Below are 25,316 nucleotides of genomic sequence, written 5' to 3' on the forward strand. Positions count from 1 at the left end.
ATTGCACTGGCGCTTCCGTCGGACGAAGATTGACGGCGGGATGATGTCATCCTGCAGGGCGAGCTAACCAGCGGACCGGGCCCACGGTCTGGATAGCGAAACTACGCACTCGTCTGCATCGAGGTCAGTAGGCGTCGCTCATCTTCGACAATATAATCGCGGATGATTGGGACATCGTCACGGCGAGCCGAGATCAGTATCTGGAAGACAAAATTTGAACCGTTTAGGAAGCCGAGTTCGGCCGACGCCAGATAGAAATCCCACATACGGCAGAAGCGTTCGCCCATCATGGCGACTGCCTCCTCGCGCCGGGCCTCAAACCGAGACGCCAATCGTGGATCGTCCAGTAATAGTGCAGCCGCAAATTTTCGCAGTCGGCGCACCAGATCCCCGTGCGCTCCAACGAGGCAAACACCTCTGACAAAGCCGGCACATACCCACCTGGAAAGATATACTTGCGGATGAACGGCGCCGTCGTACCAGGCGGTGACATGCGTCCGATCGCATGAACCAATGCGAAGCCGCCCTCCTTCAACAATCTACCAATGGTCGTGAAATAGCTGTCGAAATGAACGACGCCCACGTGCTCCATCATTCCGATCGAGACAACACGGTCGAACTGTCCGCTGACCTCGCGATAGTCGACCTCGCGAAAATCGATCTGATGAGCGACCCCGGCCTCGATCGCTCGAAGCCGAGACGCCGCCAATTGCTCCGTCGAAACGTTGATCGCCGTGACCTTCACGTCGCAATACTTGGCAAGATAGATGGCGAGAGCGCCCCAGCCTGAGCCGATTTCCATCACATGCATGCCTGGCTCTAGCTTGAGCTTCGCGGCAATGTGGCGATGCTTGTCCATCTGCGCTTGCTGCAGACTGCTGTCCGGTGCCGTGTAATAGGCGCACGAATAGGTCATTGTCTCGTCGAGCCATAGCTCATAAAATTTCGTCGGGATGTCGTAGTGATGCTGAACGTTTTTGGCGGCGAGACCGAGCTTGTTGTTCTGCTGGCGCCGGCGCAACGCACGCCAGACTTTCCGCAACGCCTTCTGAACGGGGTGGGCTGCCAACCCAGTGCGGTTGACAGAAAAAAGTGACAAGAGGTCAAATGCTTTGCCACCGTTCTCGATCACCAAGCGGCCATCCATGTAGGCTTCGGCCGCCTTCAGTTCCGGATTGAAGAAGATCTCGCGTTCGACCGCTTTGTCGGTTAGGCGGATCGTCACGTCGGGCCCATCCTGTCCACTGCCGAAGGCTTGCCTGAAACCGTCCTCGAATATGACAGTCAGGCGCCCGTTTTTTACAAAACGGGAGAGCAGATTTGGCAGCAGACGCATTGTGGCTCGTTTCTCGTGACTTACCCCGTAAGTATGACTGCCCGGTGTCGGTACATCAATACCGATCTGGGGCGGAGAGGGATCGGACTTCAGAAGTCTCCTCCCAATGCCGAAGTAGCGACCCATCCGGGGCCGCCTGCCCCGCGATCGGAAATATCTGCCCTGGCGCAATAAGATGTCCAAGGTGGTCGCCGGCAGCGTCTGCTATCCGGCAATCGCAAAGATCGCCTCAAGGGCAGACATGCGGCGCAAAGCAGCCATGCCGCCGTCGCGTGTGAGACTCTGCTTCGGGTCGGAGAACGAACCCGCTAGGCGGGAGGGCGCCTGCGGTTGAGGTAGAGATCAGGGACCGGTCGTCGCGCCCGCATTGAGCGTCATTCGGCGGCGGCAGAGCATGGCGGGCTTCTTCAACAAGGAGCCTGACCATGACCCATCCCGCTCTCGATGCACACCCATCAGCCCTTTGCGCCAGCGGTTGATCGGCGACATGAACATGTGGCGTTTCTCACGGGAGACGCAGCGCAACTATCTCCGACCCATTCGGATTTGCGTAGCGGCGCGAGCCAGGCGGCGAAGGTGTCAGCCTAGCGCGAAGGCCGGCCAGGTCACGGAAGAAGGCCAGATCGCCTGATCGATGCTTGGGAGGTTTTCCAACGCGGGCCGATGTCTGCGTTGCGCGCCCGCATCGAAAAACCTTCACCGAGTCGGTCATCTGATGGAGGCGCCAGAGCCTCCAAAGGCGGACGATCGACAGCTTTTTGAGGTGAGCGTAACGAGATTCGTCAACGGGCGGATCCCCAAAAACGGCACCGACCCGAGAACAGTGGCTTTATCATTTTTTTGAGTCCTGCGGGGTAAGGTTCCGCGCATGTGGTTGAAGACTTACTTGATCATCACCGGCGTCGGCGCGTTCGTGGCACTGACAATGCCATGGCTGGTCATCATCGGCAGTTTCCTGATCATCCCGGGGCTCATCCTCGCGTCGATGCCAACGGCCTTCATGTATGGCGTCGCCTTCGCGTTGTTCCGCTTGCTGCTCGGGCTTTTCCTTTCAGGCGTTCCTCTGAACGTCATGTCGGGCGCCGCGACGCTGGCACTGTTCTGGACCATCCCCCAGCCAGGCCTCACCTGGGCGAGGGACATGCTGGTCAGCCTGAAGGAGCCGGACATTCAGTCGAGCGCACCGATTGCGCTCAAGGGCGACATTCTCCTCGCCCGCCCGTTCGAGGGCCGTTGCGATGCATTGTGCGCGGCCTTGCTCAAGACCCCGGGCGTCACTTCGGTCCGCGTCCAGACACTTCGCGGTCATTCCAATACTTATCGCGTCGTGCCGGACTCGACGCCCGGCAAACGAAGCACCGTTATCGGGCATGGCCTGCTGGAAGAGCGGCGCTACGATGCCTCCGATCCACTCGCCCCTCAGCGCGCGCTGGAAGCCGAATGGAACCTGATGATGTCAGAGGGCAAGGCGCTGCTGCAAAGCGACGACGCCCCCGAACCCGGCTTCACCATCGCGATCGAGGACGGCCCTGCCGTGCCCGATTCCAAGCCCCGGTCGGGACGGGTGGATTGGTCGCTCGAACCCTCCGCACCCCACCGCAAGGCGCTCACCATCACCGACGCCGGTGAACAGGTGCTGCTGCGGCAGTCGATCCTGTCGATCTTTGCCCCGGCGGCGCCGTTGCTGATCGGGACCTCGGGCGGGATCGAGAACTTCCGGTTCGGCTGGGCGCGTCGGCGGCTCGGTGACGGAAGGATGTACGCCGAGGTTCCGGTCAACCGGCTGCTACTCGACCACACCAGCGTTTCGCGCGGCGTGGATATCGAAGCGGTGAAAACGAGAACGCGCGAGGAACTTGCCAGAGCGCTCGACGATCCGCGTAAGCCGGTGAGCGATCCCGCGTTCGCGCTCGCCAATCAGTGGATGGACTCGTTCCGCGCGAACGACCAGCCGCTCGGCCAGAGCGACCGGGGTCTGCTGGTTCGCATCTTGGAGGACCCGCGGGTGCGATCCTCAGACGGGCTGTGGGCGATCATCAAACAGGTCGATGGCGACTCCGCCGATCTGCGGCGGCTCGCCGCCCGCCGCTACCTCGCGGCCACCGACAAGAAGGAGGCGCGCCACTGGATCAATGCCCTGGCCGGCCTCCCTGTAGGTGCATACGCCGATCCTCTGCCGGAAGAGCGCGCAATTCTCGCCGATCCGGCGGTCAGCCGCTTTGCCACCGGCCTGATCAAGCGCCAGGGCGAGCGCGGCGTCGATGCCGTGCCCGACCTGTTGCGGCTGCTGCGTGAGTACTCCGTCTACGATCCGGGCAAGTATGGCTTCAGCGACCTGACCGCGGCCACCGATGCCGTGCGAAGCGGCTTTCGCCGCATTGGCCCTGCGGCCTCTTTCGCGCGGCTTGAGATCGAGCAACTCCTGGCTTCGCCGGGTCTGGAGTACCGCTACAAGACGCTCGGCCAGGAAGAATGGGACACGCTGCTGGTCGTCCTCGGGAAGCCTGTCGAAACGCTTACCAAGCCGGAAAACCGAAGTGGTACCGACGCGAGGTACCGCGAGCGCGTCGCTCAACGGGCCGCCAGGCCTTACGAACCGCGCCGGGATTGATCGACGACACGGGACGAGAACCTCGCAAATTTATTGCATGCGGATTCCGCTATTTCGGCCTAATCGTTCAAGCGATTGATCGTGCTTCGAAACATCCTGCTTTTTTGGAAGAGTGTGCCGCCGCTCAGAGGCAGAATCTCAGCGCAGAGGAACGTCAATGGTTTGATTCAGCCCTTGTCCGCGATGGCGGGATCGTTGGTTACTGGCGCAACCATGATCTCCAGCGTGGTCGTTGGCTATGTCTGCTTTCAGGAAACGGCAAAACTGATCTCAACGACCTGAATGAGGCGCAGGGCCGACGACCACAAGGTGTAGGGTCTTGTCGGAGGCTTGTGAGAACGCTGATCGGTGGACTCGAACCCTTTCTGAGGTGCTAACTGCAACGATTGCGGGTAGGATGCGCCGCGGTGATAGGTTCGGCGGTCGCTTGCGACGAGGGGGCTCATATGTCCGACTTGCTATTGAAGCAACTCGCCTCCATCGGGTGTCGCGGACCTGTGATCACGCCCGGCAGCGCGGATTATGATCGAGCCCGGCAGGTATGGAACGGTGTCTCCGATCGCAGGCCGGCCGCGGTATTGCGTGCGGCAGATGTCGATGACGTGCGGAAGGCGATCGACGTAGCGGCCAATTGCAATGCGGTCCTGGCGATCCGAGGCGGCGGACACAGCCTGCCCGGCCTTTCGACGTGCGACGGCGGACTTTTGCTCGATCTCTCGCAGCTCAATTCAGCCCGGCTGGACATCTCCGCCGGAACCGTGGAAGCCGGCGGCGGCGCGCTTCTTCGCGATCTGGATGCAGCGACGGTTCCAAGCGGGTTCGTGGTTCCGGCGGGCGTCGTTTCTCACACCGGGGTTGCCGGTCTCACTCTCGGCGGTGGCATGGGCCGCGTCAGCCGCGCCTACGGGCTGACGATCGACAGCTTAATCGGGGTCGAGATCGTGACGGCCGACGGCAGCGTGAACTGGATCGATGCCGCAATCGATCCGGAGCTTTTTTGGGGCATTCGCGGTGGCGGTGGGAATTTCGGTGTCATAACCCGCTTCAGGTTCCGGCTGCATCAGCTTGGCCCGGTGGCTGTCGGCCATTGGACGTACCCGATGGCCGACGCGCAACGCGCAATCACAGGCCTCGGCGATTTGGCTCGACAACGCCCGCGAGAGTTCTCCGTCGCTTTTACTCTCGCGCGAGGAGGCTTGAGCGTGACTGCGGTGTGGGTGGGCGACAGCAGGCGGGCGGATCAGATGCTTTCGCCCTTCGGCGAGCTTGCAGGTGTGGGTGAAGGAGAGATGGGCGCCATGCCGTTTCTTCACCTGCAAAGTCGCAACGACGCTCATTTCGCCTGGTCACGCCGGTACTACGCGAAAGGTGGTTTCTGGTCGGATATATCCGGTCACGTAGTGGATGCCATGCTGGAGCAGATTGCCTCGGCACCAACCATGGATTGCGAGTTCTACATAACGCAGCTTGGAGGCGCCGTTGCCGACGTGCGGGAAGGAGACACCGCTTATTCCGGAAGGCAGGCTGGCTATTACTGGATTGCGGAGCCCGTATGGGACGATCCGGCAGACGACGAGCGTTGCATCGAATGGGGCAGGTTCGCAGCAGGGCGCTTGGCCGATCGGTCCATAGCCGCCAACTATGTCAACGAGCAATCCGATACCGCCATTGCTTCGGGTGCCTATGGAGCCATCAAGTATGATCGGCTCCGACACCTGAAAACTCGGCTCGATTCCTCCAACCTGTTCCGCCTCAATCAGAATATCTTGCCGTTCGCGGCCACGCCGGAGTGATCTGGGCACCGCATAGGCCGGCTCGGCCTGCCGAGCACCGGCTGCGCGCTATCGGCTGACCCTTAAGCCGGACCGTCGCAATCTTGCGGCCATCAAGTGGAAGCGTACGAGCGGCGCTGCAATCGCAAACCATTCTGCATCGAAGTGTCTTGCGAAGACTCCCAGCGCGATAGTACCAGCAAGGTGCTACGGCGGGCGGTCCACATAGCGCAAGGGCTGCCTGCGCGCTGCAGTAGCCACGTCCGCTTTTGGTGAATGGACTGGACGACAGAAATGACTGCCATGCGGCCAAAGCGGACGCGTTCCACGATTGGCCGGTGCGCAGTCAATCGACCACACCAGACGCCGGCCTGTCGCGTGACCTTGCGTCGCGCTATCATGGCGCCGTGAAGCTTAAGTCAAAGCACACGGTTCTGTACCTCTGCAGACGGCACCCGCATCGCTATGGCGTCATGCGGCGAGGGGCCGGTTATCTTGCGGGCAGCGCATTGGCTAAGCCATGTCGACTATGATCTTGAAAGTCCAGTGTGGCGGCCGTGGCTCAGCGAACTGTCAGCGCGCAATTGTTTCGTGCGCTACGATCCGCGCGGTTGTGGGCTGTCGGAGCGGCACGTCGCAGACCTGTCCGTCGACGCGTGGCATGCGGACCTGGAGGCCGTGGCCGCATCAATCAAGGAGCCGCGCTTTGTCCTGCTCGGCCTGTCGCAAGGCGGTGCGCGGGCCATTGCCTACGCCGTGAAGCATCCCGAGCGCGTATCGCATCTGGTGCTCATGAACGCGTACGGTCTGGGCGCGCGGGCTCGCGCCCAAACCGACACCGATCGTCTGGAGGCCGAGACACTGGTCAATTTCATCCGCATCGGTTGGGGGCGTGACAACCCTGCGTTCTGCCAGTTCTTCACGAACCTCTTCATTCCGGACGGGAAGCCGGAGCAGCACCGCTGGTGGGGTGATCTGGAGCGGGAGACGGCGACAGCCGAGGTCGCCGCGCAACTGCTATGGCAGATGCAGGGGATCGACGTGATGGACCTTGCCGCCGCGCTGCGTGTCCCAACCTTGATAGCACACAGCCGCGGCGATATGCGCGTTCCATTCGACGAAGGCTGCAGGCTGGCTGCCACGATTCCTGGCGCCCGCTTCGTTCCGTTGGAAAGCAAGAACCACGTACTCTTGCCGGACGAACCTGCCTGGCCTGTCTTCTACTCTGAACTCGGCAGGTTCCTCGGGCAGGATCTGGCCGCGCAACCAAGCGCCGTCCGCGATGCCGGCCTGATGCCCGCCGAAACCATGATTCTGAACCTCGTCGCCGAGGGGCTGGACAACCGTTCAATCGCCGAGCGGCTCGGCAAGAGCACAAAGACGGTCCGCAACCAGTTGTCGGTGATCTTCAGCAAGCTGGGCGTGCGCAGCCGCTCACAGGCGATCGTCAAGTCGCTGTCCCGCTAGGTAGTCTCACATCTGCCGGTGCGGGACAGATGTCCCTCGACGAAAGCCGGATTTCGGCTGCCGTGAGGGACAGTTGCCTCATGCCAGCAGGCAAACTTGGCCTCATCCTCGAACTGACTGGCGCGGGATGCTGCTGGAGGCGAGGAGAAATCGACATGACCCAGGTTGACGAAACGAAGCTGAATGAACTGGTCGGGCGCGTGCTTGGAGACCTCGGCGGCGCTGTCAGCGTGCCGCTGGTACGGATCGGCGATCCCGCTATGTGCGCGAATGGCTCGCTGCGCAGGCGGCCTCCGCTACGTCCAGCACGAGCGCGGAAGTTTCTGGCTGACACCTGAGCAGGCGTTCGTGTTCGCGGAACCGAACAGTCCTGTCAACATGATCGGCGCTTTCGACACCGCCGCCGCGATGGTCGAGAACCAGCCGAAGGTGCAGGCGGCCTTCAAGACTGGCAGGGGTGTCGCCTGGGGCGACCACGCCGGCTGCATGTTCTGTGCCGTGGCGCGGCTATTCCGACCGGGCTATGTGAATGCGCTGGTGCAGGAGTGGCTCCCGGCCCTCGATGGCGTTGCCGACAAGCTGAAGGCCGGAGCTGATGTAGCCGATGTGGGATGCGGGCACGGTCTGTCGACCATCCTGATGGCGCAGGCGTTTCCCAGGTCTCGTTTCACCAGATACGACTTCCACTCCGCCTCGATTGCCACCGCGACCGCGCACGCAATGGCACATGCGGTAGCGAATGTGAGCTTTGAGGTCGGCCGGGCGCAGGACTTCGCCGGCCGCGACTTCGACCTGATCACCTGCTTCGACTGCCTGCACGACATGGGCGATTCGAAGACCGCCGCTGTGCACATCCGCAAAGCGCTTAACAAGGGAGGCACGTGGATGGTGGTCGAACCGATGGCCGGGGATACGCTGGAGGACAATATCAATCCGATCGGCAGGATGTACTATTCCGCCTCCACGATGATCTGTGTGCCAACCTCGCTGGCGCAGGAGGCTGGGCTCGCACTCGGCGCCCAGGCGGGCGAGAAACGATTGACCGAAGTCATCCGCTCCGGCGGCTTCACCAAGGTCCGCAGGGCCGCGCAGACTCCGCTCAACATGGTTCTCGAAGCGACCTGAACAGATAGCAAAGCGACGAACACCGAAAAACCTTCACCGGTATGCCGTTAAATCGTGTAGTATGTACGTTTTCCGGAGACGGCATGTCCGAGGAGTGGGTTGAGCGCCGTCTGGCGGCGATCCTGGCTGCCGACGTGGTAGGCTACAGTCGCCTGATGGAAGCAAATGAAGAGCGAACGCTCGGCGCGCTTCGCCAGCATCGCCGCGAGTTCTTCGATCCCACTGTAGCCAAGCATGGCGGGCGCATCTTCAAGGTGATGGGCGACGGCTTACTTGTCGAGTTCGGCAGCGTTCTCAATGCAGCCCGTTGTGCCGTAGAAATCCAGCGCGGGATGGTAGAGCGCAACGCCGGGATCCCGGAAGGCCGCCATTTCAAGTTTCGGATGGGGATCAATCTCGGCGATCTTATCGTCGACGGCGACGATTTTTACGGCGACGGCGTGAACATGGCAGTCCGGTTGCAAGGTCTCGCCGTACCCGGCGGCATTGCCTGTTCGGAGGCGGTGCGCCACGAGGTCGGCAACAAACTCGACCTGGACTTCGCCGATCAGGGTGCCAGGACGGTGAAGAACATGTCCCATCCGGTGCATTTCTATTTCGCCAATTGGGGGAATGTCGTCTCGCGCAGCGAAATGTGGACCGGCGAGATTGGGACGCGCCCCGACAAGCCTTCGGTGGCCGTCCTGCCCTTCGCCAATATGAGCAACGATCCCGACCAGGAGTTCTTCAGCGACGGCATCACCGAGGACATCATCACGGACCTGTCCAACGTTTCGGGCCTCTTCGTGCTCAGCCGCCACACCGTCTTCGCCTGCAAGCGCCGCACCCTGAACCTGGAACACATCGCCAGTGAACTCGGTGTCGCCTATGTGGTCGAGGGAAGCGTCCGCAAAGCCGGGAACCGCGTCAGGATCAATGCCGACCTGACCGAAGGGGCGAGCGACGGCCACGTCTGGGCCGCCCGCTACGACCGCGACCTCACCGATATCTTCGCCGTGCAGGACGAGATCGCCAAGGCAATCGTCGAGCAGCTCAAGGTCAAACTCCTTCCCGAGGAGAAGAAGGCGATCGAGCAAGCGCCGACTGAGAATGTCGAAGCCTATACGCATTATCTGAGAGGCCGCGAGTACTATCACATCGCGTCGAAGGCAAACCACCTGATGGCCAGGCAAAGTTTCGCCAGGGCTATCGAACTCGACCCGAGCTATGCTCGAGCCTATGCCGGCATCGCGGTCTGCAACACACGACTCCGCTCGCAATTTGGCTTCGACATTCAGGTCGAGGATATTCTGGCAACCACTGCAAAGGCGTTGGCTATCGACCCCAATCTGCCAGAAGCGTATGCGGCCATGGGGCACGCCCTTTCGGGCGCTGGTCGCCGCGCCGAGGCGGTTGCCGCATTCGAGCGGGCTTTGGCCATCGATCCTAACTGCCATGAGGCCAATCGCTACTATGCCGAGTTCTGCGTGACCCGGGGTCAGTTCGAACTGGCAGCGACGTATTTCCTGAGGGCAATGGAGATCAAGCCGACGGACTATGGTGCGCCGGTTATGCTCGTGAACGTCTTCCGCTCGCTCGGGCAGAACGATCAAGCCGAAAACTATGCGCGGATCGCGATAGAGAAGGCCGAGGAGGAGCTAAGGCACCACCCGGAGAATGCCAATGTCGGATGCCTTGGCGCGATCATGCTCGCCTTCCTCGGTGAGCACGATCGAGCATTGGCATGGCTCGAGCGCTCCCTTGCGACCGAAACCGGCGACATAAACATCCAGTACAATGCCGCCTGCACCTATGCGCTGCTGGGCGAGAGCGACCGGTCGATCGACCTGTTGGAGGCCTGGTTGCCTCAGGTCGGCACGGAAATGAAGCTGTGGTTCAAGAACGATTCCGATTTCGAGCCCATTCGCGGCCACCCGCGCTACCCCAGGCTGATAGAACTCACGGAATAGGGCGGGGCCGGCGCGCGCTCGCAGACCCGACAAACAAAGAGACTTACCGCTGCTTACGAAGTTCTCGCCAAGCAACGAAGATTAATTTATGCTAAGCTAATATAGGTCGTGGGGTACTGGGATGGCGACCCGGTTCAGGCTCTTTGTCCAGCCTCCGTTCGAGGACGCTCGAGCGTGCCCTGAAATCGTCACGGTTTCATCGCCGCTCGGAAGCGTCGGTGTCGGCCCGTCGGACGATCGAATGTATGTCGTGGAGCCGGTCGGCAAGACCAGGCCCTATGGCGTGAACCGCGCGCCATTGGGAACGCCGTTTATCTATCTGCCGCCCTGGACAGGAAATATCCTCGCGCCGGCATTGCCCGACGAGCGCGGCAATTTCGATCACTACCAGCCATCCATGCCCGGCTTCGAGGCCGCGCATCTCTTCGGCTCCGTGCGGTTCACGCTCGATGTGTGGGAACGCTATCTCGGCCAGTCGGTTGCATGGCATTTCCGCGATCACCATGAGCGTCTGGAAATCTCGATTCTGCCGACATGGAACAATGCGCAGTTCGGCTACGGCTATCTCGAAGTGGGCAGCCAGTTCGAGACGGACGGAAGTATCCTCCCTTTCAGCCTCGACTTCGACATCATCGCTCACGAGGTCGGCCACGCTATAGCCTTCGCCGTGCTGGGCGTGCCGGGCCTGGGCAAAGAGTTCCCCGAATATGTCGGCTTCCAGGAAGCCTTCTCCGACTGCGTGTCGCTGATCGCCGCCATGCATTTCCCGTCGGTGATCAACAATGTGCTGGACGAGACGCGCGGCAACCTCTATCTCGCCAACCGTCTCGCGCGCTTTTCGGAATTTTCGCCGCATAGTCAGATAAGGTTGGCGAACAACCAACGGACGATGGCCGAATTCGTTCACGGTTGGAAGAACGAGCATGACCTGTCGGAGCCGCTCACCGGCGCGATATTCGACATCCTGGTCGATATCTTTTACGAGAGCCTGGTTGCCCGCGGCCTGATCTCGCCCGAGGTCGAGAATCTCGCCGATGTCGCCGAAGCCGATCCGGCTGCCCGGGCGCCGCTGCAGGACGCATTTGACCGTGCTTTCGCCCGCCGGGCCGACGGTTTCCGCGAGGCGCTGCTCGATGCGCGCGACATCGTCGGGATGTATCTCGCCGAAACCCTATGGGCTCTGGGGCCCGATTTTCTGGACTATGGAGATGTCGCGAGGGCGATGCTCGCCGTCGACGAGGTCGAGACGGGGGGTGAGCTCGCAAGGCTCATCGATCGCAATTTCAGGCGTCGGGGCATCGGCGAGCTGCACGCTGGCAGGCGGATCAACAATAGGCCGCGCCGCGGCCATTCCCATTCGGCGCGCACCTTGCTGCCGAGAGATATATCCAATTTTCCGAAGATGAGTTATCGAGAAAGAGTTCTGTTAGCGAGGTCGATGTCTAGCTAGATAATAATGAGTGGAGAGGAAAATGTCAGATAATGAAACACTACTTGGCGTATCGTCTGTATATCTGTTTGGTCGGCTGCTTGAAGACGTTATTTTGAAAGGAGGCGGCACATACGATAACTTGCAGGTACCAAGACCAGGAAACAACAATTTTCTGCGACGCCAGCTCGAACATGTTGCTGGTCCCGCTGAGAAGGAACACCCTGACGCGTGTTTGGCACGGATTTTTTCTTTTTCCTTTGAAGGAGCATTTTATGAACTGGCTCCGCCAGCGATTTTTCTCGTCCATGGGGCTGGCCTCGACCCCGACGACCCTCCCCCGACCGATGCCGACAACGAAGTTGCGTACAAAAAACTGTCCCGAGTTCCCGGCTCCAGTGCGCGAACGGGTCTCGGCTTTCAGATTGGGGCTTTCTCCAAGGACATGAAAGTATGGATTTATGACAAGAGTGACCATTCACTCAGGTTGGACGCAGAGACGGGGTCACTCGAGCAAATCCTGTTATCTGGAGAGGCCCATGGCGGAGGCATGGGCAGGTCGGGCGGAGGCATGGGTAGATCGGGGGGCGGAATGGGCAGATCCGGTGGCGTGATGGCAAGATCAAGCGGATGGACGCCACGAAAAGCAGGCGATCTAGATTGATTTCGTCGAAAGTGAGGCAAGAACAAGGAGGAAAATCATATGGCTGTAGATATAGATCATTTGGAAGAAAATCCTGTTGAAGTCCCCAAAGGTGGCATTAAATACTTTGACATTGTCGGCAAAAATCTTCTGACAGCTAACTTGGAATTCTACGCCTCATTCGATCAGGCTGGCGCGCAACGGGACCATGAAAATTAAAGTCTATGTCGATGAGTTTGGAACAAGAAGAGAAGCAAGACTGCCGATGATTGCTGAGGCAACTGAAAAAGCGGACAACGATGCGAATAAAGTACGCTAGGTTGTGATCGAATTGAATGGCAATATAGAGGACAAAGAACAAGGTTTAACAGTCATTTAGAGAGGCCTTCGCCGCCTGCAATCCGGGACGCCAGAAGTCGGCTCCTGGCGCTGTTCCGACCATTTGAGCACACGCATTGCACGCAGCCTGTGCGCAGTTAATCGACCACCACTCAAGGTATCAGCACGACCTTGCCGGTCGAGCGGCGCTCCTCCAGCAGGCGGTGCGCTTCGTTGGCCCGGTCGAGCGGATAGCGGCCGCCTTGCGTCACGCCAACCTGACCGCCGGCGGCCAATTGGAAAAGCTCCGACAGGCTGGCCCTGAGGCCGTCAGCGGAGAGCAGCGGAAGCAGGGCAAAACCTCGCAGTGACTGGTTTCGGGTGATCATCGCTTCCAGTTCCGCAGCGCCGATCGCGTATCTGCCCAGCGCCGCAAAGACCAGCTCTCCACCTGGCGCGAGAATCTCCAGCGATGCCGCCGTCATCGCGCCGCCGACAATGTCGTAGACGACATCGACGCCGGCGCCGTCAGCCGCCTCCCGCACTCGCGCGGGCCAATCCGACGTGCTGTAATCGACCGCGGCATCGGCGCCAAGCGACAGGGCAAGGTCAAGCTTGAGCCGGCTGCCGGCGACCGCGATCACGTTGCTGGCGGCCTGGCGTTTGGCGAGTTGGACCAGCAGGGAGCCAACACCGCCTGCAGCTGCAGTGACCAGTACCGATTTGCCGGCTGGCGGGCTTTGCCGCAGCAGATGAAAAGCCATCAGTCCCTGCACCATCAAAGCCGTCGCGTCTTCGAATGAGAGCGCATCAGGCAAAGGCACGGCCAGCTTTGCATCGATCGTCACATAGTCGGCATAGCCGCCAAACGGGCGCTTTGAGGCAAATATCGGCGCGGCCACACGTTTGCCCAGCAGTCGTTCGTCCACCCCTTGCCCCAGCGCCTCCACTGTGCCGGCTGCCTCGACGCCGAGAACCATTGGCAATTGCGGCGTCACCGCGTAGCGATCCCCGCGCATCAGCACTTCGAAGAAATTCACTCCAGCCGCATGAACACGGATCAGAACCTCGCCGGCCTGTGGCAGCGGCTTCGGCATCTCGACGACGTCGAGGACGTCGGGACCGCCGAAACGGTTCAGTTGAATGGCTCTCATGGCATGCACCCATCGCTATGGCATCGGCTGCTGTTTGCCACTATCTGCCTGATCGCGACTACACACTCATTTGTCCCCTGCTGACCAGGAGGTGACCATGGCGATGCCGACCAAAACGGGGCCGACCAAAACGGGGCCGACCAAAAGGCTGCCAACCAAGAGACTGCCGCTGCTGCCGGCGGAACGCGCGCTGAAGGTGATCTCGGGCCGATGGAAGGCTGTCATTCTCTACCATCTCTTCGACGGCCCCCGGCGGCTGTCGGCGCTGAAGACGCTGGTGCCTGATATCACCCAGAAAGTGCTGATCCAGCAGCTTCGCGAAATGGAGGAACACGGCCTTGTCAGACGCGAGATCTTTGCCGAGATCCCCTCACGCGTCGAATATTCGGCGACGCGCCTCGGCCTCAGCCTCGAGCCTATCCTTCTGGCGCTCTGTGAGTGGGGCCAGCACCATGCGGATGAGTTGAACGAGATGGACCGCCTCGCCGACTGTATCATCAGGCCTCGGCAGGCGCGGCAGCCAGCCATCGCCTGAATCAAAAGGGGCGACGCAAGCGCCGCCCCGGGAACCCTTGGGAGGATTGTCCTGGTCTGCGGTTCAGGCCGCCTTGACTTCCTCGGCTACCGCGTCGGCCTGGCGCGCCGCCTTCAGCACTTTGGCCCACCATGCAACGTCGTTGATCAGTGCAGTCGCCGCCTGGTTCAGGTGCTCGAGCTCCTCGAGCTTCTTTTCACCTTGCCGGACGGCAAGGAAATCGCCCCACGCAATATGGACTGCCGACTTGACCGGCGCCATCTGCAGCTCGACCGCATGCAGTCTCAGCTGCTCGACGGCGCGCGCGCCGCCGACGCTGCCATAGCCGACGAAGCCTGCCGACTTCTTGTTCCATTCATTGGCGGCGTAGTCGATCGCGTTCTTCAGCACGGCGGTCGGGCCATGGTTGTATTCGGCGGCGGTGAAGATGAAGCCATCGAATTCGGCGACCTTCTTCTGCCAGCGCTTGGCCACTTCATTCTGCGACGGCGCCCAGGCGGACGAAGCGACCTCGTCGAAGAACGGCAGCGGGAAGTCGCGCAGGTCGACCACCTCCACGTCGATGTCGGCATGCGACTTGGCGATCTTGGCGATCCACTGGGTCGGAACGTCGGCGAAGCGTGCGGCGCGGGTCGAACCGACGACAATGGCGATTTTGGGTTTGGACATAGAGGGGCTCTCCTTCAGGCGAATTACTGGTATCGTTTAGATACCTGAGCTATATGAGTGACTGTGCTCACGAGGCGCAAGGAGGCACCTTTTTGATACCAAGGCACCCGCACCGCACCGAGGACTGCCGCGCCATCTCGGAAATCCTGCAGCGCGTCGGCGACAAATGGACCGTGCTCGTCGTCGGCAAGCTCGGTGACGAGCCGCTGCGCTTCAACGAATTGCGCAGCGCCGTCGGCGGCATTTCGCAAAAGATGCTGACCACCACGTTGCGCGGGCTGGAGCGCGACGGCTTCGTCACCCGGACCGTGTTTCCGACCATTCCGCCACGCGTCGACTATGAGCTGACCGACCTTGGCTACGAGCTGCTTGTGCCGGTCGGCGCGCTCGGCGAATGGGCGCGCAAGAACACCGAGCGGGTCAAGGCCGCGCGGGCGAGGTTCGATGGGCTTCATGCCTGAAACTCTTGCGCTGCAAGGGTTCACAGCAGCGCGGCAAAACGCTCGCCGTCCCTTCTCCCCTTGTGGGAGAAGGTGGCCGAGCAAAGCTCGGTCGGATGAGGGGTGTTCCAGCTTGGCACCAACAGCGCTCCGGCCAGCACCCCTCAACCGTCTTGGCGCTGCGCGCCAATCCACCTTCTCCCACAAGGGGAGAAGGGAAGTCAGTTGCTTTCCGCCGGAACTGCCTTCGGCTTGCCTTCGCCGTCCAGCGCCACCATGACGAAGTCGGCGTGGGTGACCTTCTCCATCAGGTCGGAGAGGTAGCGCTGCGCCCATGCCTCGACCTTGAGCGTCATCGAGGTGCGGCCGACGCGCTCGACATGCGTATAGATGCACAGCGTGTCGCCGATCTTCATCGCCTTGGCGAACGACATTTCCTTCACCGCCGCCGTCACCACGCGGCCCTTGGCACGCTCGGCGGCGCGGATGCCGCAGGCCAGGTCCATTTGCGCCATCACCCAGCCGCCAAAAATGTCGCCCGCCGCATTGGCGTCCGAAGGCATGGCCAAGGTCCTGAGCGTCAGATCGCCAATCGGCCGCCCGTTCGCGTAATGCACCATGCGCCAAATCCCCTCGATATCGATCTTCTCCCGTATCGGGATGGCACCGATGCGTCAACGCGCTGCCAGATGCTAGACTGCGCACAGCGAGTTGAGAAAGGCAGCTGACATGAAACTTACCTCTCGCCCTCTGACATCAGATCTATGGCCCGCGCTCGAGGAGCTGTTCGGTGAGAGCGCCGTCTGCAGTCGCTGCTGGTGCATGTACGGGCGGATCGGCAGTTCTTATCGAAAGCGACCAGGCGAGGAAAACAAGGCTGCGTTCCGACAAGCCGTCGAGCATGGTCCGCCTCCAGGCGTACTCGCTTTCGACGGCGCTACTGCTGTCGGCTGGTGCCGGGTGACACCCAGAGATGCCGTGCCCTGGCTCGATCGGCTGTGGCAGCTCAAGCGAGTGGATGATGCGCCGGTCTGGTCCTTGTCCTGCCTCTACGTGCGAAAAAAATACCGCCTGCAAGGCATCACGTCTCACCTGATCGCAGCGGCGCTGCAAGCTGCAAGGCGCGCAAACGCCCCTGCACTCGAGGCCTATCCTTTTGATGCCGGCGTATCGCCGAGCGCTTCCGGCAGCGGATACGACTCCACCTTCGCTCGCGCCGGGTTCAGGGTCGTCGCCCGCAGGCTGCCAGCCCGCCCGATCATGCGTTATGATTTCACGCAAAATGCTGATGATGGCGTGTAATGCTGGACCGCTTGGCCACGCGGCAAAGGCCGCTTCGGGCAGGACACCAACTGCAAATGAAGTGCCGGTCGCTTTTTTCACAGGCGATGCCGGAAGCTCCGGTGATCGCGGCGGCTTGCGGCGTCTAGGTTGAGCGAGAATTCGGAGCCGGCCGCAGCCATCATGCAGACCTATGATTTCATCATTGTTGGCTCCGGCTCGGCCGGCTCGGTTGTGGCCGAAAGACTGTCGGCTTCCGGCCGCTTCTCGGTTCTGGTGCTCGAGGCCGGCGGCAGCGACCGGCGTTTCTACGTCCAGATGCCGCTCGGCTACGGCAAGACCTTCTTCGACCCTGCGGTCAACTGGAACTACAAGACCGAGCCGGACCCCGGCCTCGCCGGCAATGTCGACCACTGGCCGCGCGGCAGGCTGCTCGGCGGCTCGAGCTCGATCAACGCCATGGTCTGGATTAGGGGCGCGCGCGAGGATTTCGACGCTTGGGCAGCGGCCGGCAATCCCGGCTGGGGCTTCGACGACCTGCTGCCCGTCTTCAAGGCGCTGGAGGACAATCAGGCCGGCGCCGATCAATGGCGCGGGGTTGGCGGTCCGCTGCATATCACCGACTGCTCGACCGCAGTCCATCCGCTGACCAAGCGCTATCTGGCGGCCGCCAATCAGGCCGGCCTGCCGTTCAATCCGGATTTCAACGGCGCCGCCCAGGAGGGCGCCGGCATCTATCAGATCACCACCAAGAACGGCCGCCGCATGTCGGCCGCCCGCGCCTTCCTGCGCCCGGCGATGAAGCGCAAAAACCTCCGCGTCGAGATCAATGCGCTGGCGACCAGGATCCTGTTCGAGGGCAAGCGCGCCGTTGGCATCGAGTACCTGCAGAACGGTGAGACGAAAACCGCCCGCGCCGGCCGCGAGGTCATCCTGTCGGGCGGCTCGATCAATTCGCCGCAATTGCTGCAGCTTTCCGGGATCGGTCCCTCGGCGATCCTTGGCGCCCTCGGCATTGCCGTCGTCCACGCCAACGAGAATGTCGGCGCGAACCTGCAGGACCATGTCGGCATCAACTACACCTTCAGGGGCAGGCTGCCGACGCTCAACCAGATCCTGCGCCCGTGGTGGGGCAAGCTCATGGTCGGCATGCAATACATGCTGATGCGCTCCGGCCCGCTGTCGCTGTCGATGAACAATGCCGGCGGCTTCTTCCGCACCGATCCGGCGACGGCACGGCCCAACATGCAGCTCTATTTCCAGGCATTCTCGACCGTCATTCCGAAGAGCGGCGAGCGCCCGATCCTGACGCCCGATCCGTGGCCGGGCTTTTCCATCGGCCTGTCCAACTGCCGTCCATCGAGCCGTGGCGAGATCATGATCCGCTCCGCCAATCCGCGCGACTATCCGAAGATCGTCGCCAACGCCTTTTCGACCGAGGCTGATGTCGCCGAGATGCTGGCGGCGGTGAAGTTCATCCGGAAGATCGCCGCCATGCCGGCAATGGCCGAGATCATCGAGGAAGAGGTGTTGCCGGGCCCGTCAATCACCTCCGACGCGGATATCATCCAGGATTTCAGAAAGCGCTCGGGCACTGTCTACCACCCGGTCTCGACCTGCCGCATGGGGCCGGACGCCACCGCCGCTGTCGTCGACCCGCGCCTGCGGGTTCACGGCCTCGCCGGCTTGCGGGTTATCGACGCCTCGATCTTTCCCGATAACATCACCGGCAACACCAACGCCGCCGCGATCATGACCGGATGGAAGGGCGCCGAACTGGTTCTGGAGGATCAAAAATGAAAATCACCGACGTCAAAACCTGGGTTGTCGGCAATCCGCCGCCCGGCATCGGCGGCAAGTATTTCATCTTCGTCAAGCTCACCACCGACGGCGGCGTCGTCGGCTATGGCGAGGCCTACAACGCCACCTTCTCGGCCCATGTCACCGCAAGAATGATCGAGGACATGGCCGAGCGCTATCTCATCGGCCGCGATCCGCACGACATCGAGAACTTCTTCCGCCGCGCCTATTCGTCGGGCTTCACCCAGCGCCCCGACGTGTCAGGCATGGGCTGTTTTTCGGCGCTCGAAATCGCCTGCTGGGACATCATCGGCAAGGAGGCCGGCAGGCCGGTCTACAAGCTGCTCGGCGGCCAGGTGAACGAAACGCTGCGTTCCTATACCTACCTCTATCCACACAGCGGCAGCGTCCATTCGGAAGATGCCCGCGGCAACAACGTCTACAACGACCCCGACCTGGCGGCCGAATGCGCGCTCGAATATGTCGAGCAGGGTTTTAATGCCGTCAAGCTCGATCCGGCCGGCCCCTACACCGCCTTTGACGGTCACCAGCCGCGCCTCGTCGACATCGATCTCTCCGCCCGCATGATCAAGGCGATCCGCGAGGCGGTCGGCACAAGGGCCGACATCCTGTTCGGCACGCATGGCCAGTTCACCGCATCGGGCGCGCTGCGCATGGCCCGCGCCATCGAACCTTACGACCCGCTGTGGTTCGAGGAGCCGGTGCCGCCCGACATGCCCGAAGTGATGGCGCAGGTGGCGCGCGGCACGTCGATCCCGATCGCCACCGGCGAACGGCTGACGACCAAGTTCGAGTTTGCCCGCGTCATCGAGAACCGCGCCGCGACCATTCTGCAGCCCGACCTCGGCCGCTCCGGCGGCATTCTCGAAACCAAGAAGATCGCCGCCATGGCCGAGGCCTATCACATCCAGGTCGCCCCGCACTGCTATTGCGGGCCGATCGTCGGCGCGGCCAACATCCAGCTTGCCGTGACCTTGCCCAATTTCCTCATCCTGGAATCGCTGAAGCAGTGGGACGGTTTTCACGGAAAACTGCTGAAGAAGAAGATCGAGTGGCAGGACGGCAACGTCGTTCCGTCGAAGGAGCCGGGCCTTGGCGTCGAGCTCGACGAAGCCGTCTGCGAAGCGCATCCCTGGACCGGCACGGACCTGCATCTGCAGATGATGCAGACGCCGTTGACGCCGTGAGCGCGCGCAAGAGTCACGCGTTCATCGGCCAGCGGGGTCCCAGGCCAAGCTCCGATCTCAGCCGTCAGGTAATTGTCAAGCGATTCCAGCATGTTGTCCTGGTATCCTAAATCACGATCGAAGCGACCGGAACCAAGGTCTCAACAGCTTGATTCAATACCTCAGCGTCAGCGCGCCGGGCAGGATTTCAAAGGTCGCCGGTATGCGCCCCGGCGACTCGCCGTCTATGTCGACCAGCGCGCCGTTCTTTTGCACGTCGCCCAGCGGTTCGACAACGACTTTCCTGCCGCGCAAAATGGTGATTGCCGGATGGTTGCGATGCCGGCCGCCATAGAGCAGACGGATGTCCCAGATCAGCTTCAGCTTGCCAGCCGCGCGCAGGATGACGATGTCGAACTGGCCGTCGTCCAGTTCGGCATCCGGCGCGATCATCATGCCGGCGCCGAAGAATTTTCCGTTGGCCACCGCCACTAGCGCGACGCGCGCCTCGACCGGGCCGCCGTCGTCGACGGTGATCACGACGTCCTGGAACCGGTAGCGCATGAATTCCCACAGGGTGCGCCAGTAGAACAGCGCCCTGGCCGACACATTGCCCTTGCGCTTGTCGGCGTTGACCGCGCGGTCGGTGGCGCCCGAGAGACCGAGGCTGGCGATGTTGATGAAATGGCGGCTGGCCAGCGCGCCATGGTCGTCGACATAGGAGATGCGGCCGGCATCGACCCGGCGGGCCTTGGCCTCGGCGATGCGCTTCAGCGTCAGGTCGACCTCGTCCGAAAGGCCGAGCCCGCGGGCGAAATCGATGCCGGCGCCGCAAGGCAGCAGGCCGAGTTCGGCCGTCCGGCCGCTTTCCGCAAACGCCTGCAGCAGCCCGTCGGCGACTTCGCTGGCGGTGCCGTCGCCGCCCGCCGCGATCACCAGGTCGCAGCCGCTGGCGGCAAGGACCAACGCCAGCCTTTCGCCGTCGCCGGTCGCCTGCGTCTCGCGCAGCTCGAAATCGCCGAAATGTTTCCTGAGCGAAGCGCTGACCTCGGGCCAATGCCGCTTGAGCCAGCCGCCACCGGCAATCGGATTGAGAACCACCCCGACCTTCAAGAATGTCCTCCCAAGGACAGCAACGACACTGCCGTCCTAAAATCCTTCGCCGGCATTGAAGCCCGCGCCGCAGTGTGGGGCAAGGGCAGAATCCTGCAGCTCGCCGCAGGATGGGCGTGTCCCGCCCCGCATCTCGGCAAAATAAACGCGCCGATGCAGGCGCTGATCCCCGATAATCCCGCAATCCACAGGCTCGCAGCCGTTTCGCCGAACCCTTATCTCCCGTACATTAAACCCATCTCAGGCGGCTACCGATTGCCAAGTCGAAAGGCGAAGCGAAACGGAAGATTTCCTGAGACCCGTACGGCCCCGAACGCAGGCTTGACTGTTTTGAGGACCGAGACTACGGGGCCGCGGAAAGCGTGCGAACGCCTACGGCGGACCGATGCTGCCATGAAGGACGGCAAAAACCTTCGATGGCGCGCTGGACGAAGCTTGCAAGGGTGGAGACTGGCGAGGTCCCGAACGGACGCTGCCCTCGGGCGGTGGCTGGCAGGACCGTCAACATCAAGGCGCATGGCGCGACGTCTTTACGGAAGTTGCTGCCGCGACCGTGTCCTGATCTGACAGGGAGGCGCTGGGAGAAATCCCGGCGCCGACTGTTTTTTGGGCTTCTCTCGCGATTTGACCGCCTGTCTCTCGCGGTTCGACCGGAGCGAAGCTTCCTGGTGTTGATTCAGAAGCTGGCAGCAGACCTCAAGTTCGGGCTAACCCGCCGCCGCGTCCGTTGCGCCGATCTTGCGCACCAGCGCCGCCGTCGCCAGCATCGCCCCAATGTCGGCAATGATAGGCGCGACGTGCTTGGCGTAGTCGAGCGGCACCGAGATATCAGGCAGCTCGAAAAAATTCCTAGTCTGCGGCAGGAGTAAAAAGCCGTCGCTGCCATTGAGCGCGACCCGCGCCGGATCATCAGGCCATGTCTCCTTGAGCCATGTCAGTGCCTGCGCCAGCCGGCCGCTCACCAGCGGCTGCGCCGCCTCGATGTTGTCGCTGCGGAAGTCGTAGGCGGCATCGAGTTCGGGCACCCCGCATGACAATTCCTGCATCTTGCTGGCGAACATGCCGCGGAAGAACCCGACAGCCAACTCAGTCCGGCGCGCCGCCACCAATATGCCGGGGAACGGCACCATGGTCTCGAACGCAACGACGATCCCCTTGAATGCTATCGTGCCGCCGGTGCCTTGCCGGAGATCGGCTTCGTAAAGCACGAACGGAAATCCCTCGTAGCGGCCGGATACGATGTCGTCGAAGCGCTTGGTGTTGAACGTGCCGATCGTCTCGCGCGGTAGCCGGTCGAACGAATTCGGCGTCACCTCATGCTCGTAGCGCATGTCCCTGATGAAGCCGAAGATGATCGGCAGCAGTGTCTTGCGGTGCTGCAACCTGCTCGTAGGCTTGATCGCCTGGAAATAGAGCAGGATCGCCGCCACCAACCCGACGACATAGAGCAACACATGCGGCGTCGAGAACCATTGCTCGTAGGGATCGGCGATCCTGTTAAAAAGCCAGGCGACAAGCGCCACGAACACCAGGACCAGGCCGATGAACAGCGGCACCCGCCAGCGGACTTGCCGATAGGCCGAAGCCCTTTCGGCCTCATAGGCCGCGAGATTGCTCTTGATGCCGGCGATGTCAGCTTCATCAGGCATGAAATCCGCTGCTTCCATCGCCATCCCACGCCTCCTAACAAACTCATGATAGCCGATTTTATCGACATCTCGACTACAGCACTGAGAGGCAGCGCTTCTCAAGCAGATGTTTGCGCTGCCCCTCATCCGCCTGCCGGCACCTTCTCCCCGTGAACGGGGAGAAGCCCGCTGTCGCTGCGCTGGCGCTCGTTCGGCGAGGCTGTGATTCGCGAAGTCATCAAATGACGGCGTCTTTCTCCCCGTTTACGGGGAGAAATGTCCGGCAGGACAATGAGGGGCAGCGCCATACTTGTGCGATAAGCAACGTGCGACTAGCCGTCACTTACGCGCTACGGAAAAATCGCAGTCAACCGGCCTTCGACTTTGCTGCGCATTCGGTCCTCCAGCGCCTCAACCGGAAGCAGCCGCTCATGGTCGCCGGCGCGCAGCCGCATGAACGGATGCAGCCGGTAGGCGGCAATGGCGCCACGCTTGCCGGCGTCGGCGCTGATATCGACGGTCAGGATGCTACCAATGCGTCCGGGCCATGGCTGCCGCGCAAAGGCGGTGCCGAGGAAATCGCCGAGCCCATAGGCGACGAGCGCCTTGCCGATCCGCTCCACCGGCTGCACGACATGGGCATGATGGCCAGCGATCAGCCCGACGCCCTGCGCGGCCAAACGCCGGGCCAGCACGCGCGTTTCAGCCTGCGGAAAATGCCGGAACTCCCAATCCCAATGTGGCACGGCGCAGGTAAGGTCGACGGCGTCGCGGCGCGGCCATCGTGCCGGCTCGCCTTGCATCGACACTCGGCCGGCGAACGCCGCCGCGCCGGCGTTGCGCCACAGCGTGAAGGCGGCGAAGCCTATTGTCAGCGGCCCGACTGCGACGCGTTCGACCGGACCGGCGGCCGCGGTACCGATGCTGCGGATGCCAAGCCGTTCCAGCGCTGCCACGGTCTCGTCAAAACCCTCGACGCCCTGGTCGAGCGCATGGTTGTTGGCGAGCGACAACACCAGCCTATCGCGCGAGATGCCCACGGCGGCCAGCGCCTCGGCAAGAAACCGCTCGGTCATGGCATGACGGGTGCCAAGCTTCGTGCCCATCGCCGCGCTCGGTCGCTCCACCACAGGGCTTTCGCAATTGCCGATCACCAGATCGGCGGAGCCGAGCAGCGTGGCGATCGCCGGGTCGCATTGCGGCGCGCTGCGATTGGCCACCGCCGAGATATCGCCGACAAAGGCGAGCCGCACCGTCCGCGCCGGTGGCGGCTCGATCATGTTTCCTGCCGCTGGCGCAAAGCCTTGGCGATCGCCGCTGAGCGAAGGCTTCAAGAAGCGTGGCAGCCAAGACAGTTTGTAGGAAAGCGGATAGTTCGACACGCGCAGCCCTGCACCGGGATGAACGGCCACGGTAGACGATGCGCCCGATATAGCGAAGCGCCTCCGTTCGCAATCGTGCGGCCAGATGCCCAGCAGTAGGCGCAACACACAAGATGCGTATATTGTTGCCGCCGAACAGCATACAGGAAGACCAAGATGACGCGATTTTCGAGCCTGCTGGCATCCGCCCTTCTTCTGCTGCTGCCGGTTGATTCCGCCGGTGCCGCGGCCCCCGAACCGGCCGCCCTGTTCGAGGCAAAAACCGTAGCCGACCGCGACAGCACGCTTGCTGCGCTGGAAGCCGCTGCGCCCACTGATCCTGCGTCGGCCTACGCCACCGGCGCCGGCCAGTTCTTCACCGCGCTGGAGATCCTGGCCGGCGGCCTGCACCGCCACGGTTTCGAAAGCCCGCAATCGTTCATGCTGCCGCTGATGCGGCTGCCGGTGCCGGACAATCCCAATCCCGCGCCACTGACCTACGACGGCTTCCGCGCCATCCTGGTCGCCTTCCGCGATCGGCTGGAAAAGTCCGCAGCCACGCTTGGATCCGTGCCTGCCGATGCCGACATCGGCATCGAGGTCGACCTCACCCGTCTCGGCATCGACCTCAACGAGGACGGCCAGATCGCGCCGGACGAAAGTGCCGCCGCGATCATGGCGTCCCTGTCACGCGGCGGCGGTGCGCCAGACCCGGCCGCACCCGCCCTCACCTTCCGCTTCGACCGCGCCGATGGCTACTGGCTGCAGGGCTATGCCGAATTCCTGATGGCGCAGGCGGATTTCTGGCTGGCGCATGACTTCAGCAACGCCTTCGACGGCTCGTTCCACATGCTGTTTCCGCGCGCAAAACTGCCGCTGCAGGACACGCTCGTGCCGCCGGACGGCGGCATGAGCGGCGGCATGTTGTCGGCCGAGTGGCGCATCGCCGACTTCATCTCGCTGGTTCATCTGGTCAATTGGCCGGTGGTCGAGCCGGAGCGCCGCCACGCGGCGCGCCGCCATCTCATGGAAATGATCCGGCTGTCCCGCGAAGACTGGAAGGCGATCCGCGCCGAGACCGACAACGACCGTGAATGGCTGCCCGGCCCGCAACAGAAAGGCGCCAGCCCGCTCACCGGCCTGGAGGTCGGCGAGGAGCAGGTCCAGGCCTGGCACGCCGCGCTTGATATGGCCGAGGACCTTCTCGAAGGCCGCACCTTGCTGCCGCATTTCCGCTTCGCCGACAAAGGCATCAACATGAAGCGCTTCTTCGACGAGCCAAAGCCCTTCGACCTGATGCTGTCGATCACCGGCCCGGCCATCGCGCCCTATCTCGACAGCGGAAAGATTCTCACCAGCGAAGAGTTCGACCAGATCCGGCGCCAGTTCGACGGCGCCGGGTTTTTGACCTTTGCGCTGTGGTTCAACTGAGGGCGCGTTCGACATCGCTCCTGACACCCTTGTGTCAGCAGCCTGGTTTCCTCTCGCGCCCCTGGCC

Annotated in this window: 21 protein-coding genes and 1 pseudogene; 14 read left to right on the forward strand and 8 right to left on the reverse strand. The window is 62.2% G+C overall.

The annotated features are described in order from the left end of the window. Positions 1 to 101: 101 nt before the first annotated feature. Positions 102 to 290: a hypothetical protein gene (locus AC0L28_RS02875; RefSeq protein ID WP_473475453.1), complete on the reverse strand. Its 189-nt coding sequence runs from the start codon at positions 288 to 290 to the stop codon at positions 102 to 104. Continuing rightward, on the reverse strand, positions 287 to 1,462 hold the full coding sequence (locus AC0L28_RS02880) for a class I SAM-dependent methyltransferase (protein WP_473475455.1): 1,176 nt from the start codon (positions 1,460 to 1,462) through the stop codon (positions 287 to 289). The genes AC0L28_RS02875 and AC0L28_RS02880 overlap by 4 nt, the downstream gene beginning before the upstream one ends. Before the next feature lie 760 nt (positions 1,463 to 2,222). On the opposite strand from AC0L28_RS02880, the gene AC0L28_RS02885 reads away from it, so the two are divergent. The 8 genes and pseudogenes from AC0L28_RS02885 to AC0L28_RS02920 all read left to right on the forward strand — a co-directional run bounded on the left by AC0L28_RS02885 (position 2,223) and on the right by AC0L28_RS02920 (position 12,551). Next, positions 2,223 to 3,947, forward strand: coding sequence for a hypothetical protein (locus AC0L28_RS02885; RefSeq protein WP_473475457.1), 1,725 nt, complete (start codon positions 2,223 to 2,225; stop codon positions 3,945 to 3,947). A gap of 497 nt (positions 3,948 to 4,444) precedes the next feature. After that, positions 4,445 to 5,740 (forward strand): FAD-binding oxidoreductase, encoded by a 1,296-nt coding sequence (locus AC0L28_RS02890; protein WP_473475459.1) that lies wholly within the window; start codon positions 4,445 to 4,447, stop codon positions 5,738 to 5,740. 444 nt (positions 5,741 to 6,184) lie between these two features. After that, positions 6,185 to 7,186: an alpha/beta fold hydrolase gene (locus AC0L28_RS02895; protein ID WP_473475461.1), complete on the forward strand. Its 1,002-nt coding sequence runs from the start codon at positions 6,185 to 6,187 to the stop codon at positions 7,184 to 7,186. Positions 7,187 to 7,341: 155 nt separating this feature from the next. Continuing rightward, positions 7,342 to 8,311 (forward strand): annotated as a pseudogene (locus AC0L28_RS02900) (class I SAM-dependent methyltransferase). 83 nt (positions 8,312 to 8,394) lie between these two features. Next, positions 8,395 to 10,260: a TPR end-of-group domain-containing protein gene (locus tag AC0L28_RS02905; protein ID WP_473475463.1), complete on the forward strand. Its 1,866-nt coding sequence runs from the start codon at positions 8,395 to 8,397 to the stop codon at positions 10,258 to 10,260. Positions 10,261 to 10,381: 121 nt separating this feature from the next. Beyond that, positions 10,382 to 11,710 carry a gluzincin family metallopeptidase gene (locus tag AC0L28_RS02910; RefSeq protein ID WP_473475465.1) on the forward strand — a complete coding sequence of 443 codons (1,329 nt, stop codon included), beginning with the start codon at positions 10,382 to 10,384 and terminating at the stop codon, positions 11,708 to 11,710. Between the two features lie 22 nt (positions 11,711 to 11,732). Next, entirely contained in the window at positions 11,733 to 12,353 is a 621-nt protein-coding gene (locus AC0L28_RS02915; RefSeq protein WP_287260260.1) for a hypothetical protein, read from the forward strand. A 39-nt stretch (positions 12,354 to 12,392) separates the two neighbouring features. Then, entirely contained in the window at positions 12,393 to 12,551 is a 159-nt protein-coding gene (locus tag AC0L28_RS02920) for a hypothetical protein (protein WP_287260259.1), read from the forward strand. Positions 12,552 to 12,823: 272 nt separating this feature from the next. Here the strand turns inward: AC0L28_RS02920 and AC0L28_RS02925 are convergent, their stop codons facing one another. Next, complete coding sequence (locus AC0L28_RS02925) at positions 12,824 to 13,804, reverse strand: quinone oxidoreductase family protein (protein ID WP_473475467.1); 981 nt, start codon at positions 13,802 to 13,804, stop codon at positions 12,824 to 12,826. 97 nt (positions 13,805 to 13,901) lie between these two features. Here AC0L28_RS02925 and AC0L28_RS02930 point away from each other — a divergent pair, with 97 nt between their 5' ends. Continuing rightward, a complete protein-coding gene (locus AC0L28_RS02930) occupies positions 13,902 to 14,339 on the forward strand; it encodes a winged helix-turn-helix transcriptional regulator (RefSeq protein WP_287171615.1) in 438 nt (145 codons plus the stop codon). Between the two features lie 63 nt (positions 14,340 to 14,402). On the opposite strand, the gene AC0L28_RS02935 is transcribed toward AC0L28_RS02930, so the two are convergent. Continuing rightward, positions 14,403 to 15,008, reverse strand: a complete 606-nt coding sequence (locus tag AC0L28_RS02935) for an NADPH-dependent FMN reductase (RefSeq protein ID WP_473475470.1) — start codon at positions 15,006 to 15,008, stop codon at positions 14,403 to 14,405. Positions 15,009 to 15,100: 92 nt separating this feature from the next. Here AC0L28_RS02935 and AC0L28_RS02940 point away from each other — a divergent pair, with 92 nt between their 5' ends. Then, positions 15,101 to 15,469, forward strand: coding sequence for a winged helix-turn-helix transcriptional regulator (locus tag AC0L28_RS02940; RefSeq protein WP_473475472.1), 369 nt, complete (start codon positions 15,101 to 15,103; stop codon positions 15,467 to 15,469). Between the two features lie 200 nt (positions 15,470 to 15,669). Here the strand turns inward: AC0L28_RS02940 and AC0L28_RS02945 are convergent, their stop codons facing one another. After that, complete coding sequence (locus AC0L28_RS02945; protein WP_128247233.1) at positions 15,670 to 16,068, reverse strand: acyl-CoA thioesterase; 399 nt, start codon at positions 16,066 to 16,068, stop codon at positions 15,670 to 15,672. A gap of 202 nt (positions 16,069 to 16,270) precedes the next feature. On the opposite strand from AC0L28_RS02945, the gene AC0L28_RS02950 reads away from it, so the two are divergent. The 3 genes from AC0L28_RS02950 to AC0L28_RS02960 all read left to right on the forward strand — a co-directional run bounded on the left by AC0L28_RS02950 (position 16,271) and on the right by AC0L28_RS02960 (position 19,737). Next, positions 16,271 to 16,750, forward strand: coding sequence for a GNAT family N-acetyltransferase (locus tag AC0L28_RS02950; RefSeq protein ID WP_473475814.1), 480 nt, complete (start codon positions 16,271 to 16,273; stop codon positions 16,748 to 16,750). A gap of 162 nt (positions 16,751 to 16,912) precedes the next feature. Further along, positions 16,913 to 18,529 carry a GMC family oxidoreductase gene (locus AC0L28_RS02955; RefSeq protein WP_473475817.1) on the forward strand — a complete coding sequence of 539 codons (1,617 nt, stop codon included), beginning with the start codon at positions 16,913 to 16,915 and terminating at the stop codon, positions 18,527 to 18,529. Beyond that, complete coding sequence (locus AC0L28_RS02960; RefSeq protein WP_473475474.1) at positions 18,526 to 19,737, forward strand: mandelate racemase/muconate lactonizing enzyme family protein; 1,212 nt, start codon at positions 18,526 to 18,528, stop codon at positions 19,735 to 19,737. Before AC0L28_RS02955 ends, AC0L28_RS02960 begins: the two co-directional genes overlap by 4 nt. Before the next feature lie 153 nt (positions 19,738 to 19,890). On the opposite strand, the gene AC0L28_RS02965 is transcribed toward AC0L28_RS02960, so the two are convergent. From AC0L28_RS02965 to AC0L28_RS02975, 3 genes are all read right to left on the reverse strand, one after another. After that, positions 19,891 to 20,829 carry a diacylglycerol/lipid kinase family protein gene (locus AC0L28_RS02965; RefSeq protein WP_473475476.1) on the reverse strand — a complete coding sequence of 313 codons (939 nt, stop codon included), beginning with the start codon at positions 20,827 to 20,829 and terminating at the stop codon, positions 19,891 to 19,893. A gap of 707 nt (positions 20,830 to 21,536) precedes the next feature. Beyond that, positions 21,537 to 22,496: a hypothetical protein gene (locus AC0L28_RS02970; protein ID WP_473475819.1), complete on the reverse strand. Its 960-nt coding sequence runs from the start codon at positions 22,494 to 22,496 to the stop codon at positions 21,537 to 21,539. A 311-nt stretch (positions 22,497 to 22,807) separates the two neighbouring features. Then, complete coding sequence (locus tag AC0L28_RS02975; RefSeq protein ID WP_031255239.1) at positions 22,808 to 23,839, reverse strand: CapA family protein; 1,032 nt, start codon at positions 23,837 to 23,839, stop codon at positions 22,808 to 22,810. Positions 23,840 to 23,995: 156 nt separating this feature from the next. Here AC0L28_RS02975 and AC0L28_RS02980 point away from each other — a divergent pair, with 156 nt between their 5' ends. Then, a complete protein-coding gene (locus AC0L28_RS02980) occupies positions 23,996 to 25,249 on the forward strand; it encodes a hypothetical protein (protein WP_473475478.1) in 1,254 nt (417 codons plus the stop codon). The last annotated feature ends 67 nt before the right edge of the window (positions 25,250 to 25,316 follow it).

Source organism: Mesorhizobium sp. WSM4847 (assembly GCF_055811335.1).